The organism is Orbaceae bacterium lpD04, assembly GCA_036251935.1.
Lineage (GTDB): Bacteria > Pseudomonadota > Gammaproteobacteria > Enterobacterales > Orbaceae > Orbus > Orbus wheelerorum.
Map to the genome: position 1 here is coordinate 2383015 of CP133967.1, position 14260 is coordinate 2397274.

The following is a 14260-nucleotide window of genomic DNA, read 5'->3' on the forward strand; positions in this document are numbered from 1 at the left end:
CACTGTAACCAAAATGTAATTTCTTTCTATTCAAAAGATGCTATTTAATTCATCGTGATTTAATTATTTCGCCCATTTTCGATGATCTCTCTTAATGGGCGAAATGAAAGGTTAAATTTTACTCGTTTTTTCTTGCCATTTAGCTAACATAATACCGGTTAGCACCGAAATATTAAGTGCTGACATCGATTCACTGCCAGGTAAATAAATAATTTTATCGGCAAGATTTGCTAAGTGAGTATTTATTTGTTGGAAAACGATAAATACCACTTTAGCATTTAGTTTCGCTTTGGCAAAAGTTTCAGCTTTAATTGAATTCACTTTACAAGGTAATAAAGCAACAATTTGATAACCTTGTTGTTTAAATTGATCGATTGATACCGATAAATCATCTGCCTTAATCGGAGTTATAGTTTCAGCCCCGCCTTCTGATACGCGCAAAGCAGCGCCATTTTCTAATAGATCAAGTTGGCGTAATAATAAACCATTTACCCCAAAAAATGCGGCAGTTCTAACAATGCCCCCTAAATTATGAGGATTATTGATATCATCGATAGCAAGCACACAATCTTGTTCTAGTTGTGCTGATTTTGATAAGTAATCTAAAGTAAGCTGTGGTTGACGCTTTTTAACAATTAAGCAAATACCACCATGATGAGGGGTTTGAGCTATTTTTGTCATTTGCTCATCAGTTATCACATCATAACCTAATCGATGTTCAACTAAATAGGCAATTAACGCTTTAAATTCATAGGTTTTTTCTTGCAATAAGAAAGCTTTAACAATCATATCGGGACGATTATCAAATACCGCTTTACAGCTATTTTCACTATACACAAAGGTTTCTTCTTTGCGTTGGCGTTTTATTTGTTCGTTGTCAACAGTTGATTTACTTTCTGTATCAAAGGTTGGTAACTGCTCTGTGCTTTGAAAACGGTTTTTCCACGGTGATCCACCTTCCTCAACTTCCTCGTTTTGATAGCGAGGTCTGTCTGAGCGAGGTCTATCAGATGAAGGTTTGCCATAACTGCTACGACTAAACGTTTCAACGCGGCTATCATCGGCTCTGCGGCTATCGGCGCGAGGCCTATCAGAGCGCGGTTTATCAGATGCAGGCTTACCGTAACTACTGCGACTAAATGTTTCAACGCGGCTATCATCGGCTCTGCGGCTGTCGGTGCGAGGCCTGTCAGAGCGCGGTTTATCAGATGCAGGCTTACCATAACTGCTACGACTAAACGTTTCACCGCGGCTATCATCTGCTCTGCGGCTGTCGGTGCGAGGCCTGTCAGAGCGCGGTTTATCAGATGCAGGCTTACCATAGCTGCTACGACTAAACGTTTCAACGCGGCTATCATCTGCTCTGCGGCTGTCGGTGCGAGGTCGGTCTGAGCGTGGTTTATCAGATGAAGGCTTACCATAACTGCTACGGCCAGACGTTTCAGCGCGGCCGTCGTCTACGCGGCGGCTATCAGTACGAGTTCGGTCTGAACGCGGTTTATCTGATGAAAACTTGCCATAATTTCCACGATCATTTGATCTTGGTTTATCCGTATCGCGTTTTCCATACGTCCGTTTTGGTTTTTCTTCCTGCGATTTTTGTGCATAAAAAATCGTTGGCTTGGCTTTATTATCTGATGACGCATTATCACTCATTGGGATCTCACTATTTAGCGGGTTCGGATTGTTGGTGCGACTTTATCAAGTACACCATTAATAAATTTGTGGCTATCTTCTGCACCAAACGTTTTTGTCAAATCAATTGCTTCATTTATCACAACTTTATAAGGTACATCTTCGCGTTTTAATAATTCATAAACGGCAATACGCAAAATTGCCCTTTCAATTTGACCAAGTTCTTCTAAAGAGCGTTCATTTAAATAGGGTTCCATTTTACTATCTATTTCGACAGTGTTAAGTGCAACACCGTTTAATAGCTCACGGAAATATTTTTTATCAACACCTTTCATATCTTGTTCTGCCATAAAACTGACTTCGACATCAGAAAGATCGTTTTTTGAAACTTGCCAAGAGTAAATAGCTTGTACGGCACACTCTCGAGCTCGGCGTCTTGGATTTATCGTTGAGCTCACAGCTTACCCCTTAATTGTTTTTAAGGTGTTTAACATCTCAAGCACAGTTAAAGCTGCTTCCGCACCTTTGTTTCCAGCCTTAGTACCTGCTCGCTCAATTGCTTGTTCAATATTTTCAGTGGTTAAAATACCAAAACCAACCGGAATTGAATGCTCTAAAGAGACAGATAATAAACCAGAACTTGATTCACCAGCCACATAATCAAAATGAGCAGTACTACCACGAATGACAGTACCTAATGCAACAATTGCATCATATTTTTTGCTTTGCGCTGCAACTTTAGCCGCCAAAGGAATTTCATAAGCACCTGGGACTTTAATAACGGTGATATTTTTATCATCAACTTGACCAACGCGTTTTAAGGCATCAATAGCACCTTCAACTAAGCTGTCATTAATAAAATGGTTAAAACGTGCCACAATAATGGCAACTTTGGCTTTAGGTGCTGCGACTTGGCCTTCGATAGTTTGCATAATAGTTCCTTTGAATCTAGCTAGATTTTGCTTAGCCCTTTAATAATGCGGTAATTTTAGCACAGATTCGAATTTTCGCTATGTTGATTTTATTTAAAATAGTCTGATATAAAAGCAGACACATTTAACGAGATATTAAGATAATAACTTACTGTTTGTTAGCTCATCATCTTATTTTTTTTCAATTGAGGTCAATACGCCACGTAATATATTAAGCTCTTGCTGCTCAACGCGCGCCCTAGTAAATAAGCGTCTTAATCGCCCCATAATTTGGCCTGGATGATTTGGATTGATAAAACCAGTTTGTAACAAAGTTTGCTCTAAATGATGATAAAAACGCTCAAGATCTTGATCCTTAGGATAATCGATTGATTCATTTTCTACCGGTGGTTGTTCATTAAGCCTTAGCATTGCCATTCTAATTTCATAACAAAGCACCTGCACCGACATCGCTAAATTAAGCGAACTATATTTTTCATTAGCGGGGATCGAAACATGATAATGGCACTTTTGTAGCTCTTCATTTGTAAGCCCTACGCGTTCACGGCCAAAAACTAAGGCAATTTTGTGCCCCAACAAAGCCTCAGCAATGATTTTATCTCCACTTTGAAAAGACTCTAAATGAGGCCATTGTAAATGACGTGACCTAGCACTTGTACCAATAACTAATTGGCAATCAGCAATCGCTTCTTGCATTGAGTTAACAATTTGAGCTTGCTTAACAATATCACTTGCGCCCGCTGCCAATGAAATCGATTGTGAATCGGGTTTTACAATCGGATTTACTAAGCATAGCTTAGATAACCCCATCGTTTTCATGGCCCTTGCAGCCGATCCCATGTTACCCGTATGGGAGGTTTCAATTAACACAATTTTAATGTTATCAAGTAAAGACATTTGCTATATCCAGTAAAAAATTTTGTCGACATTCTAACATAAACTAGAAAAAGCCTAAAATACTGTTATACTGTGCCGCAAAATATTACCCGATTTAATCGAGTATTCGTTTTCTGTTCTTTAACATCAATTGGAAAAAACATTATGCATCCGATGCTAAATATTGCTATTCGTGCTGCCCGTAAGGCTGGCAATGTCATTATTAAATCTTATGAAAACCCTGCTTCAGTAAACATTGACGCCAAAGGCGAAAATGATTTTGCAACTAATGTAGATAGAGCAGCTGAGTCGCTGATTATTGAAACGATAAAAAAAGTCTACCCAGATCATACGATTATTGCCGAAGAAAGTGGCCTAACTAAAGGGCGAGATAACGACGTACAATGGATAATTGATCCAATTGATGGTACTACCAACTTTATTAAAGGTATTCCTCACTGCAGCGTTTCAATTGCTGTACGTATCAAAGGTAAAACAGAAGCTGCTGTCGTTTACAATCCAATGGCAAATGAGTTATTTACCGCAAGTCGAGGCCAAGGCGCCCAGCTTAATGGCTACCGTATTCGGGTAAATAATGTTAAAGATTTAGAAAGTACTATCTTAGCGGTTGCCTTGCCTTATAAACAAAAACAATACAGTGATTGTTATTTTAGTGTGCTACAAAAACTATTTACTAAGTGCGCTGATTTTCGCCGTACTGGCTCGGCTGCTTTAGATTTAGCTTATATTGCGGCAGGTCGATTTGATGGCTTTTTTGAAATTGGTTTAAAACCTTGGGATATCGCGGCAGGTGAGCTAATTTTACGTGAAGCAGGCGGAATTGTAACTGATTTTGCTGGTGGTAATAACTATATGGTATCAGGCAACGTGGTTGCAGGTAGCCCTAAAGTTGTTAAAGATTTTATTACACTGACATCAAATGATTGGCCTGATCGCCTAAAATGTTAGTTAATAGCATTAAAAAATAGCATAATAAAAAGCCCGCATTGCGGGTTTTTTTACATTAATGGCACACCGCTATGAAAACGAAACTCACTATCTTCTTGGCAAATTAATGCCGCTTCCACTTGACCAATCAATTTCACTCTATCATCAATATCATGATGACTAATTTGCTGTGCTAATTTAAGATAATCTTGATAATGCCTTGCCTCAGAGCGTAATAAAGAGACATAAAAACGGGCTAGCTCATCATCAACATAAGGGGCTAATTTAGCAAATCGCTCGCACGATCTTGCCTCAATATAGGCGCCACATATTAATTTATCAACTAATGTAGCCGGTTCATGGGTTCTTACTTGCTGCATTAACGTCTTTGCATAACGACCTGCTGTCATATTTTTATAGTCAATATAACGTTGATTCATAATATCTAATACTTGGTAAAAATGATGTAGTTCTTCTTTAATTAGCATGATCATTTTATCAACTAACTCTTCACCATAAGCACAATTTGAACGCAGTACGAGTTTTTTAGAAATATCATGATGACTGTCAACTAATTGATCTAAATTTCCTTCTTGGCGGTAGATTAAATTTTCATAAGGTTGTAACCACCCCAATAGAGCATCGCCGCTCGCCTTATCAACCGCATACTTGCGAACTAGCCAAGCGGCAGTTTGCGCCGCTTTTAGTTCGCATATCATATGATCAATTAATAAGATGGATAAATTTTCCGTTTTTTTCGCTTCATTTATCCATGCTAAAGGCGTTTGACATTGCAAAAATGCTTCAATTGGATCAAGCAGTGATTGATAGGCAGATAAATTCATAAGTTAGACCAACAAATTAGAATTTTAGGCCTTTTAACCATTTAGTCACATCTTGGCCAAGCGATTTATGTCGCATAGCATATTTTACAAAAGTTTGCACATAACCAAATTTATTACCACAGTCATGACTACAGCCTTTGATACAATAGGCATCAATCGGCTCATTTTCAAGTAACATACCAATTGCATCCGTTAATTGAATCTCATCACCGGCTCCGGCTGGCGTTTTAGCAAGTAGCGGCCAAATATTTTCTGATAAAACATAACGTCCGACAATAGATTGATTAGACGGTGTATCTTCTTGTGAAGGTTTTTCGACAACGCCATACATCTGCACAGTATTACCTGCAAGTAATGCTTCACCGTGACAATCGACAATACCATATGATGAAACAAGTTCTTGTGGCACTGGCTCAACCATAATTTGACTACGCTTAGTTTCATGATAATTATCGATCATCGCTTTAAGGTTATCTTTTGCTAAGTCGCTTTCATATTCATCAATAATCACATCAGGTAGTACAACGGCAAAAGGTTCATTACCAACTAACGGGTAAGCACATAGCACCGCGTGCCCTAGCCCCTTTGCAAGCCCTTGTCTTACGCTTGTTATCGTAACGTGTTTAGGTAAAATAGATTGTACTTCTAGCAACAATTGACGCTTTACACGCGCTTCTAACATTGCCTCTAATTCAAAGCTTGTATCAAAATGATTTTCAATTGAATTTTTTGATGAATGAGTAACAAAAATAATTTCAGTGATCCCAGCTGCAATGCACTCTTTTACCACATATTGAATTAGCGGCTTATCAACAACCGGCAGCATCTCTTTAGGAATAGCCTTAGTGGCTGGTAACATTCGAGTACCAAGCCCTGCAACGGGAATAACGGCTTTAGTCACTTTACCTTTTACTGAGGGTTCAAAATTTGAGAACATCATTAATCCTTTTTATAATATAAAATAATTCGCTTATTATAGTTGATTTTATCACAATAGTGATACTACCTTGCTGACACTTTAGCGCACAATTTTTAAAGCGCTATCCTCGATTAGAAAGGGATCATTAGGATTTTGTGCTAATGAATCAACTGCAATATAAACAACTTGGCAGTTCTCTAAAACCGCTTGTTGAAAAATAAACTTAGCGCTACGCTCACGTATTTCGCGCTGCTCTTTACTTAGATAAAAATCATTATAACTATCATTGAGTAAGCCATCTTTTAGTGGGTTTAATCGGTCCCCTTTAATCGCATTTTTAGGATAGTTACGCTCAATAATAAGGCTTGTTAACTTTCCTTTTACGCCTTGATAATTAGCTGGCAATGTTGCACTATCTTTACTTTGAGCCACATAAACATCAACATATCCTTTCTTCAATTGATTATCAGTTAGTGGCGCAAATACAAACTCGATACCGTACATTAACTGATAATTACAATCTTGTATAATTTTAGGCTTATCCTGAAAATTAAGTGAATGACACCCATTTAACAACATTAATAGTAGCGTTAATAATAAGAGATTTTTTTTCATGTCAGAACAATCCGCCTATCATAAAATATAATTGCATAAACGTAAGCAAGCACGTTATTGCTAAAACCCTCGCTATGGTTTAATTATCGTTTATTAACTACCGCTAAAAATTTATAATGCAGCGAAAGCCTTAGCAACTTGGTAAACATTATTATTACTTAGCCCGGCAACGCACATCCGACCACTGCCAATAAGATAAACTCCGAACTCTGTTTTTAGCCTTTCAACTTGTTCTTTACTAAAACCGGTATAGCTAAACATACCTTGTTGCTCGGTTAAAAAACTAAAATCACGATCGGGCACTGACTCTTTCAATGTATTGAAGAGAGTTGATCTCATCTGCTTAATACGATCTCGCATCGCATTAACTTCGCTAACCCAAAGCGCCTTTAGTTCGGGTTGGTTTAGCACATAAGAAACAATTTGAGCGCCAGTATTAGCAGGGCTTGAGTAATTACGTCTTACGGTAAATTGTAATTGACCCAGCACTCTTGCTGCCGCTTGCTTATCTTCACAAAGCACTGATAAACCGCCAACACGTTCACCATATAGCGAAAATGTTTTAGAAAAAGAGTTACCAACAAGGCCGCATAACCCAGAAGCGGCGAGTGCCCTAATTGCATAAGCATCATCATCAATACTTTTGCCAAATCCTTGATAGGCAATATCCATAAATGGAATAAGATCTTTTTCTTTTAATACGCTAATCACTTTATCCCACTGGGCATTAGTTAAATCTGCGCCCGTTGGGTTGTGACAGCAAGGGTGTAAAAGTACAATACTTTTTGCCGGTAATTGGCTAATCGTTTGCATCATGCCATCAAAGTTAACGCCGCCGGTTTTTGCATCAAAGTAAGGGTAACGATTTACCTTAAAACCAGCACCATTAAATATCGCAACATGGTTATCCCAAGTTGGATCGCTTACCCAAACTTGTGAGCTAGGAAAATAACGAAATAAAAAATCAGCGCCCACTTTCAATGCGCCAGAGCCACCTAAAGTTTGGATCGTAGTAATTCGACCCGCGGTAACCGATGAATTATCTGCGCCAAAAAGTAGCGTTTGAATAGCCGAGCAATAAGAAGGTAATCCACTCATAGGCAAATAAAGTGATGCACTTTGATTAGTTTTATAAAGGTGATCCGTTGCCTGTTTTACGCTATTTAATTTAGGAACGATGCCTTGCTCATCATAATAATAACCAATACTTAAATTAACTTTCTTGTCTCGATTGTCATTATTAAAATCAGCGACTAAAGATAAGATGGGATCGCCTGCATAGGGTTCGACTTTTTCAAACATAATGGTGCCTTTTTTATAATTAGAGAAAGAATTAAAACTGTCATCTGATTATTACACCAACCTTTTAACCAATCAATATTTATCACTAGATATTTTTATTGATAGCGTCAAAATCACGATTCACCTAATAATTAAAAATAAATTTTTAATATTGTCATTATTCAATTAGCGAAAAAAACCGATAAAAAACGGCACCATATTTACTTTCATATGGTGCCAAATAAAGATGAAAAAATGAGAGAAAAACTACCTTAGATCAACGTTTTTACTACCAAAAAAGTAAGTAATAATAAAGCCTGCAACATAGGTAATAGCCAAACCAACCAAGTAAACTAACATAGCAGGTAAAGCGCCATCATGAGAGGTCATAAAAGGGATCGCAATCACACCCGATGGACCAAAAACGGAATTTAATCCCATCGGTAATCCTAGCATCGCAACTAACCCAATAAAAAAGCCCCCTGCCGCGCCGCCAATACAAGCGGTAATAAATGGCTTAATGCGCGGTAACGTTACGCCATAAATTAGCGGCTCACCAATACCTAAAAAGCCGGGTATAATCGCGCCACTAATTTGTTTACGTAATAAACTGCCCTTTGGTGAACGAATAAACAGTGCTATTGCTGCGCCAACTTGACCGCCGCCCGCCATGGCAAGGATTGGGAATAATGAGTTAAATCCTTGATCGGCAACTAACGCGATATAAACAGGGACAAAGCCTTGATGAATACCAAACATAACGGCAATTAAAAATAAACCAGCTAAGATCGCAGCGCCAATTGGATTGCTATTTAAGTGCTTAAATAAAAATGACATCCCATCAAATAAATAAGCGCCCATTGGCATAATGGCTAAATACGTTACCGCCCCCATAATTAATAAAGTGATAGTTGAAGTAAGTAACATATCGAAGTTGTCAGGCACAAAGCGGCGAATAAACCGCTCAACTTTGGCCCCTAAAATCGTCGCAATTAATATACCAATAATATTACCGCGAGCATCAATTGCAAAACCGAAAAAGTCGTGCATGCCAGAATAATAACCAACAGTGCCCGTGCTATTGTAAGTCAATACAAAAAGTGAGGCTAAAATAGCGCCATTAACCCCGGTACCCCCAAAAGCTTGCTGCGCATTATAGCCAACTAAAATACCTAAAAAAGTAAATAATCCCTTACTAAAAACTTTAGTATAATTAATACTATCAACTAAAAAACTGCTATGTTCTTTAACACCGATAACAAAATTTTGCTCAAGTACCGTTGCAATGCCCAGCAATAAGCCAGCGGCAATAAAACCGGGAATGAGCGGCGTGAAGATCGTTGCAAACTTAGCAAAAAAACCTTGGATGAGGCTATTTTGTTTCGATTTTAATTGGCTTTTTTGCGCTTTAGCTACCTCATCTAAAGATTGTGGTGATTGCTCATCGACTAAACCATCATTAGTTTGTAGCGCTATTGCCATGAGCTCTTGCGCTTTTTGCGCTTTACCTGGCCCTAAAATAATTTGCAGCTGATCATCACCATCAATCACACCCATCACACCATCAATTTGCTTAAGTTTACTATGATCGGCTAAGTGGCGATCATGTAATCCTAGCCGTAAACGCGTCATACAGTTACCATTACGCGCAATATTGTTACTGCCGCCAACAGCAACGATAATCTTATTAATCATTTCTTGGTTGATTTTTGACATATTGACTCCGTATAAACGCGTTATGAATTAATCGCTAACCGAATAAAGCCATTATTTTGGGCTAATAACGATTTGGCATCATTAGCATTAAGATCAGCCAAAATCATAACAATTGCGGTTTTACAGTGCCTATTACACTGGGATAAAGCCTGCTCAGCTTGCTCTCGTGAACAGCTTGTCGCTTGCATCACAATATTAACTTGTCGTTCAATCAATTTTTTGTTGGTGGCTTCAACATCAACCATCAAGTTGCCATAGACTTTACCAATTTTTATCATCGAACCGGTTGTTAGCATATTTAATACCAGTTTTTGAGCAGTGCCCGCTTTCATTCGCGATGATCCCGTCACCACTTCAGGCCCAACAATTGGGGTGATTGCTATTTTGGCTAATTTAGCAATTGGGCTATTTGGATTACAACTCACTGATACGGTGGTTGCGCCAAGTTGATTGGCGTAGTCGAGCCCGCCAATAACGTAGGGCGTTCTACCACTTGCGGCAATACCAACTAAAATATCACGCTGATTAAATTCGATCGCTTTTAAATCATCAATGCCCAGTTGCACATTATCTTCAGCGTTTTCAACCGCTTTGAAAATGGCCGTATGCCCACCTGCAATAAGGCCTACAACCATTTCGGCTTTAGTGCCATAAGTTGGCGGGCATTCACTTGCATCTAATATACCTAAACGCCCTGATGTGCCAGCCCCGCTATAAATTAATCGGCCGCCTTGCATAAATGCCTGACTTATTGCATCTACCGCGAGCGCAATATGTGCAAGTTCATTTTCTACCGCAACAGCAACTTTTTTATCTTCATCATTAATCACTTTTAACATATCAAAGGTAGATAAATTATCAATCTGCTCACTATAAGGATTACGGCTTTCGGTTACCATGGTAGTTAAATCAATATGATTTTTCATGTTATCTCACTTTTTAGTCAAAATTAAGGAATATATTATTCCTTTTATTTTTATAAAAAGAAATAATTTATCTATTATTATGTGAAGTTGATCAAATTATTACGTGCGCCACAATAATAATCACCAATACAATCATGGAATGATCGGTTGTCAGTCGTTTTAATGTCAGGTATGATTTTTGACTTGTTATGCAATATACATGTTAAGCGTTTGTTGTTGCTGCATAAAAGAGTCAGTAAGCATCAATATATGGAGTGTAGTGTGAATATTATTGAAAACTTAAAAATAAATATCGAAAATTTTTCAACTGGCCAAAAAAAAATTGCCCAGTATATTTTGCTGCATAAAGAGATGATCACCGAGTTATCGTCACAAATTTTAGCGCAAAAAATTGGCGTAAGCCAATCAAGCATAATTAAGTTTATTCAATCTTTAGGCTTTGATGGTTTCACACAATTTAAGTTACAACTCGCATCAGATAGAGCTCGTATTACCATCAATGACACGCAAGAGCGACTTTTACATAACCAAATAGAGCGATCTGACTCCTATGAAGTCGTAGCTGAAAAATTGCTACTTGAAAAACAACAAGCTTTAATACAAACCACCGCAAGTGTTAATTTTCAGGTGCTAAATAAGCTTATCCATAAAATGGTTAAAGCACAGCGGATACAAATAATCGGTATTGGCAATTCAGCCCTTACCGCAAAAGATTTGGCTTATAAATTACAAAAACTCGGCTTAGCCGTTACCGCCGAGGCTGATACCCATATTCAACTTGCAATTGTGCAATCGCTTAAAAAAAGTGATTTACTAATTGCAATATCTTATACCGGCAAACATAAAGAGATTTGTTTATCAGCGCAAACTGCCAAAAATAATGGTGTGCCAGTTTATGCCATAACCTCATTACAACAAAGCCCACTGCGTAAAATTGCTGATCATATTCTTGATACCGTCGCCGATGAAGTGCATAGCCGTAGCTCATCAATTTCATCTCGAACGGCACAAAATACCATTAGCGATCTTATTTTTATGGGAGTAATAAAATTAATTGGTGAAGACGCCGAAAAAAGCATTAAAAACAGTGCCAATATGATTAAGCAGCTGCAAGATAAGTAATAAAGCGCCTTATTAAGTTAATTATTTAATAAGGCGAATGCAGATTATGGGTATAAACGGTATTTTTCACGTAGTTGATGATAATTATTAAGCTCAGCTTGCCAGCTTTGCTCTATCATTTCAATGGTTTGCTCTTTATTTAAACCTTGTTTAGTTGCCAACAATAGCTGCTGTAATAGTTGGTTATCACCAGCAACTTTAGCTAACCAAAGAGGACGGCTGACAAAATAACGTTGTTGGTTTAAAAGGTAATCCTTTTCTTCCCCCTCGCTTGCGGCAAGTTGGTAACCATTTTGTTTAAACTTAAACCACCAATCAACTAAATAGCCAACCGTTGGCTTAACCGGCTGTAAAATCCGTTCGCCATATACGGTTTTTCCCGCTTGCGGCCAGCCGCCTTTAGCTATCGCATCACTCACGTTATAATGCGTATTCATATAAAACCGTTTATCACTAAAACCTATTTGTTCAAAAGGATGATCGCTACCGCGCCCAGTATTAACACTGGTTGCTTCAAAAAAACCTAAAGAGGGATATAGCGCAACCGATAAGTCTGTTTTTAAACTTGGCGACGGCGGCACTGGCAATGAATATGGCATATCATGTTGATAGTTAGCCATTGGAATGATAAATAAATTATCAATCGGAAATTGATATTTTTGCTGATGATGAGCGCTCCAGCTTCGGTGATCAAAATTAGTCAACCATCCCTCTTGAACCATCATGTTAGCAAATTCGCCCGACGTTAAGCCATGTACCATCGGCACGGGATCAATACCAATTCCTGACATATAAGGCTCTTTTAATATCGGCCCATACACATATTGGCCAACAGGATTTGGCCTATCAAAAACCATAAACTGTTTTTGATATTTTTGTAGACTTTCTAATAAATAATGCATAGATACAGTGTAGGTAAAATAACGTACGCCGACATCTTGTAAATCGTAGATCACTAAATCAATATCGTCTAACTGCTGCGCGGTCGGATTAGCGCGCTCTCGGCCATCACTATCGCGGCCATAAAGTGAAATAACGGTTAATCCAGTTTTTGCATCAATACTATTATTGTCACCAAATCCAGCCTCTTCTTTCCCTCTTAAGCCGTGCTCAACCGAAAAGAGCTTAACAACCTTGAAGCCGTATTTTTCTTGCTGCGCAAGTAGCTTATCAATCGTATGCACGCCATCAGACGTAAGGGAACTTTGGTTAACCATTAAGGCAATGCGCTTACCTTTTAATAATGGGCCATACACATCATCGCGATCAACACCTAGCTTAAAGTTAGGTGTTGCCGCCACTGACGTAAATGAGCAAGTGATAAAAATAGCAATTAATGTGATCCATTTTATTAGTGAATACCTCATTAATATTCTCCCTACTAAAAATTATGTCGAAGTTCTAATGCCATAAAAGTGAAGTGGTTTTTTACCTTTTTTTGACCTGTTTCCCATGTTTGTTCCGGTCGATAATAAAAATCAGTAAATAGTGAAGTTTGTTTGGTAAATGGATAAATAGTTTGGAATCCATAGCGGCTACGATCTTTTTCTTTAAATTTTGTTTGAATATTATTAGTATTGCGGAAGCTTTGTTCACCATGTTTTAATGAATAACGAGTATACGGTATCACCCTAAAACCATTATCAAATTTATAGTTATACATTGCCCATAAAAAATGCTCTTTATTGTATAACGTGTTTACTAGCTTTTCATTAATATTTAAATAGTAAACCGTTAAGGCATTCTTGGCATTAAATCGATAAGTACCACCAGCAAAGTGCTCATTAATATGCCCCCAATCGCTTTTAGATACATTAGGTTTATTTTGTTGTTCGTAAGCAAGTCTGCGATCAAGAAAACGAAATGAAAAGCTCGCTAGAAAACTGAGATTATCAGAATATTTATACGAAAATGACGGTTTAACCCAATACTCATGACGCTCTTCAGCGTTACGAGTCAATTCTGTCGCTGAAATTTTTCGAGCATAAAACCAATTATCATTACGGTAACCTAAACGCAGTTTAAACGCAGCATCTTTATCGGCCAGCTTAAATGGAAATGAACGGGTAACACCAAACTGAAATCGAGTTCGATCGTAGGCATGATTACGGTCGACATAGGTTTTTAAAAATTGAAGATCATATAACCACGACGAATTATCTTGATAAATAAAGGCACCAGCGTAAGGAGAAGTATTAATGCTACCCAACTGCAAGTCCCAATTATTATAATGATCGCGTTCTTGCTCTGAACCGATATAAGTATCGACATGCCATTTAGAGTCAGGCTTTTTTTGTAATTCACTAATTTTTTGATTTAGTTTGATAATTTCCGCTTCATAAGATGCAGAGATACTTTCATCGCTACTTTCATCTGCATAAGCTACCGAGATATTAAAAGAGATTAATGATACTAACGCTAAGGAAATATATTTTTTCATCTTAT

Annotated in this window: 14 protein-coding genes; 2 read left to right on the plus strand and 12 right to left on the minus strand. The window is 37.9% G+C overall.

Annotated elements, in window-relative coordinates:
• Nucleotides 1-111 precede the first annotated feature (111 nt).
• The 4 genes from RHO14_10545 to trmJ all read right to left on the minus strand — a co-directional run bounded on the left by RHO14_10545 (nucleotide 112) and on the right by trmJ (nucleotide 3464).
• Nucleotides 112-1656 carry a TrmH family RNA methyltransferase gene (locus tag RHO14_10545; protein WVD70792.1) on the minus strand — a complete coding sequence of 515 codons (1545 nt, stop codon included), beginning with the start codon at nucleotides 1654-1656 and terminating at the stop codon, nucleotides 112-114.
• Between the two features lie 14 nt (nucleotides 1657-1670).
• Nucleotides 1671-2093, minus strand: a complete 423-nt coding sequence (nusB, locus tag RHO14_10550) for a transcription antitermination factor NusB (protein ID WVD70793.1) — start codon at nucleotides 2091-2093, stop codon at nucleotides 1671-1673.
• A 3-nt stretch (nucleotides 2094-2096) separates the two neighbouring features.
• The gene (ribE, locus tag RHO14_10555; GenBank protein WVD70794.1) at nucleotides 2097-2567 is read right to left on the minus strand and encodes a 6,7-dimethyl-8-ribityllumazine synthase; all 471 of its coding nucleotides are present in this window, start codon (nucleotides 2565-2567) and stop codon (nucleotides 2097-2099) included.
• Between the two features lie 171 nt (nucleotides 2568-2738).
• Nucleotides 2739-3464 carry a tRNA (cytosine(32)/uridine(32)-2'-O)-methyltransferase TrmJ gene (trmJ, locus tag RHO14_10560; protein WVD70795.1) on the minus strand — a complete coding sequence of 242 codons (726 nt, stop codon included), beginning with the start codon at nucleotides 3462-3464 and terminating at the stop codon, nucleotides 2739-2741.
• A 144-nt stretch (nucleotides 3465-3608) separates the two neighbouring features.
• Here trmJ and suhB point away from each other — a divergent pair, with 144 nt between their 5' ends.
• Entirely contained in the window at nucleotides 3609-4412 is an 804-nt protein-coding gene (gene suhB, locus RHO14_10565; GenBank protein ID WVD70796.1) for an inositol-1-monophosphatase, read from the plus strand.
• Between the two features lie 50 nt (nucleotides 4413-4462).
• Here suhB and miaE read toward each other — a convergent pair whose 3' ends face one another.
• The 6 genes from miaE to murQ all read right to left on the minus strand — a co-directional run bounded on the left by miaE (nucleotide 4463) and on the right by murQ (nucleotide 10693).
• Complete coding sequence (gene miaE, locus RHO14_10570) at nucleotides 4463-5236, minus strand: tRNA isopentenyl-2-thiomethyl-A-37 hydroxylase MiaE (protein WVD70797.1); 774 nt, start codon at nucleotides 5234-5236, stop codon at nucleotides 4463-4465.
• Between the two features lie 16 nt (nucleotides 5237-5252).
• A complete protein-coding gene (gene galU / locus RHO14_10575; GenBank protein ID WVD70798.1) occupies nucleotides 5253-6173 on the minus strand; it encodes a UTP--glucose-1-phosphate uridylyltransferase GalU in 921 nt (306 codons plus the stop codon).
• Nucleotides 6174-6254: 81 nt separating this feature from the next.
• A complete protein-coding gene (locus tag RHO14_10580; GenBank protein ID WVD70799.1) occupies nucleotides 6255-6770 on the minus strand; it encodes a hypothetical protein in 516 nt (171 codons plus the stop codon).
• A gap of 111 nt (nucleotides 6771-6881) precedes the next feature.
• Entirely contained in the window at nucleotides 6882-8072 is a 1191-nt protein-coding gene (locus RHO14_10585; protein WVD70800.1) for an amino acid aminotransferase, read from the minus strand.
• A 246-nt stretch (nucleotides 8073-8318) separates the two neighbouring features.
• Nucleotides 8319-9767 carry a PTS N-acetylmuramic acid transporter subunit IIBC gene (murP, locus tag RHO14_10590; GenBank protein WVD70801.1) on the minus strand — a complete coding sequence of 483 codons (1449 nt, stop codon included), beginning with the start codon at nucleotides 9765-9767 and terminating at the stop codon, nucleotides 8319-8321.
• Nucleotides 9768-9787: 20 nt separating this feature from the next.
• Nucleotides 9788-10693 carry an N-acetylmuramic acid 6-phosphate etherase gene (gene murQ / locus RHO14_10595; protein ID WVD70802.1) on the minus strand — a complete coding sequence of 302 codons (906 nt, stop codon included), beginning with the start codon at nucleotides 10691-10693 and terminating at the stop codon, nucleotides 9788-9790.
• Between the two features lie 261 nt (nucleotides 10694-10954).
• On the opposite strand from murQ, the gene RHO14_10600 reads away from it, so the two are divergent.
• Nucleotides 10955-11815 (plus strand): MurR/RpiR family transcriptional regulator, encoded by an 861-nt coding sequence (locus RHO14_10600; GenBank protein WVD70803.1) that lies wholly within the window; start codon nucleotides 10955-10957, stop codon nucleotides 11813-11815.
• A gap of 44 nt (nucleotides 11816-11859) precedes the next feature.
• Here RHO14_10600 and RHO14_10605 read toward each other — a convergent pair whose 3' ends face one another.
• Nucleotides 11860-13182, minus strand: coding sequence for a DUF1343 domain-containing protein (locus tag RHO14_10605; protein ID WVD70804.1), 1323 nt, complete (start codon nucleotides 13180-13182; stop codon nucleotides 11860-11862).
• 14 nt (nucleotides 13183-13196) lie between these two features.
• Nucleotides 13197-14255, minus strand: coding sequence for a hypothetical protein (locus RHO14_10610; protein ID WVD70805.1), 1059 nt, complete (start codon nucleotides 14253-14255; stop codon nucleotides 13197-13199).
• Nucleotides 14256-14260: the final 5 nt, after the last annotated feature.